Source organism: Wenjunlia tyrosinilytica (assembly GCF_014646055.1).
GTDB classification, from domain to species: domain Bacteria; phylum Actinomycetota; class Actinomycetes; order Streptomycetales; family Streptomycetaceae; genus Wenjunlia; species Wenjunlia tyrosinilytica.
The window spans coordinates 1-1,735 of the sequence record NZ_BMMS01000130.1 but is presented as its reverse complement, the minus strand read 5'-3'; the positions used below and the strand labels follow the sequence as shown (position 1 = coordinate 1,735).

The following is a 1,735-nucleotide window of genomic DNA, read 5'->3' as shown; positions in this document are numbered from 1 at the left end:
CCCGCCCCGCACCCGCCATCGAAGGCATCGCCTACTTCACCGTCTCCGAACTCCTCACCAACATCAGCAAACACAGCGGAGCCACCCACGCGAATGTCGACGTCTGGCGCTCGGACGACCATCTGATGCTCCAGGTGACCGACAACGGCAAGGGGGGTGCGGACACTTCCCGCGGCAGCGGTCTCGCCGGTCTGCACGATCGAATAGGAGCGGTGGACGGGGTACTGGTCGCCCACAGCCCGGTCGGCGGCCCCACCACGATCACGGCCCAACTGCCCTGGCGCGCCTGACCGACAATCCCCTCAGCGCGGTACCGCCCGGGTGCGGTACCGCGCTCGCGGTCGGCCTGCCCCCGGCGCCGGATCCGTGCGTGAGGAAACCCCTGGAGAATTGAGCGGGTCAGCCGTTGGGCCACCACAGCGGTCCGAATGCTGGAATGCTGGAATGCTGGAATGCTGGGACAAGAAATCGAACACCGGGGGTTGCAGGTCGTGGAGGACTGTGTGCGTGTGGTCATCGCCGAGGATTCGGTGCTCCTTCGAGAGGGGCTGACCCGGCTTCTGACCGACCGCGGCCATGACGTGGTGGCGGGCGTCGGGGACGCCCTCGCCCTGATCAAGGTCGTGGACGAGATGGCCGCGGCGGGCGAGCTGCCCGACGTGGTCGTGGCGGACGTGCGCATGCCCCCCACGCACACCGACGAGGGGGTGCGCGCGGCGGTCGCGCTGCGCCACGACCATCCCGGTCTCGGGGTCCTGGTGCTGTCCCAGTATGTGGAGGAGCAGTACGCCACCGAGTTGCTGGCGGGCAGCAGCCACGGGGTGGGTTACCTGCTCAAGGACCGGGTGGCCGAGGTCCGGGAGTTCGTGGACGCCGTGGTCCGTGTGGCCCGCGGTGGCACCGCGCTCGACCCGGAGGTGGTCGCCCAACTCCTCGGCCGCAGCCGCAAGCAGGATGTCCTGGCGGCTCTGACACCCCGCGAGCGCGAGGTACTCGGGCTGATGGCCGAGGGCAGGACCAACTCGGCGATCGCCAAGCAGCTCGTGGTCTCCGACGGCGCCGTGGAGAAGCACGTCAGCAATATCTTCCTGAAACTCGGGCTTGCCCCGAGCACAGGAGATCACCGACGCGTACTCGCAGTTCTTACGTATCTCAATTCGTGAATCAAAGAGGAAGGTTTGCTTTCCTTCCGACGTAACATGGCATGAAGGAAGGAAAAGTCCGAGGAAGGACTTGATCCGCCGCCTCGAGGGAGGTCTTTCGCAGTGACCAGGCAGGTCAGCCCACCAGAACAGGTCAATTCGGTAGAAGAGGGTGCCGCCTCCGATTCGCCGGAGGACGGCGAGCCGCAGGATAGGGCCCCCGGCCGGGCTTCCGGGACGGTCCACAAGCAGGTGAAGCGCCTCGATCGGGTGATCATCCGGTTCGCCGGCGACTCCGGTGACGGTATGCAGTTGACCGGGGACCGGTTCACCTCCGAGACCGCGTCGTTCGGCAACGACCTGTCGACCCTGCCGAACTTCCCCGCCGAGATCCGAGCCCCCGCGGGCACCCTGCCGGGCGTCTCCTCCTTCCAGCTCCACTTCGCCGACCACGACATCCTCACCCCCGGCGACGCCCCGAACGTCCTGGTCGCAATGAACCCCGCCGCACTGAAGGCCAATCTGCCCGACCTGCCGCGCGGCGCCGAGATCATCGTCAACACCGACGAGTTCACCAAACGCGCCATCGCCAA

3 protein-coding genes are annotated in these 1,735 nt (G+C 67.1%); all 3 read left to right on the top strand.

Annotated features, from left to right (window positions below; translation table 11 throughout):
- Positions 1 to 290 (top strand): sensor histidine kinase (locus IEY86_RS35845; RefSeq protein WP_373287156.1); only part of this gene is annotated, 290 nt, incomplete at its 5' end.
- Between the two features lie 213 nt (positions 291 to 503).
- A complete protein-coding gene (locus tag IEY86_RS35840) occupies positions 504 to 1,163 on the top strand; it encodes a LuxR C-terminal-related transcriptional regulator (RefSeq protein WP_308425213.1) in 660 nt (219 codons plus the stop codon).
- 102 nt (positions 1,164 to 1,265) lie between these two features.
- The coding region (locus IEY86_RS35835) for a 2-oxoacid:acceptor oxidoreductase family protein (protein WP_189136079.1) at positions 1,266 to 1,735 on the top strand (470 nt) is incomplete at its 3' end.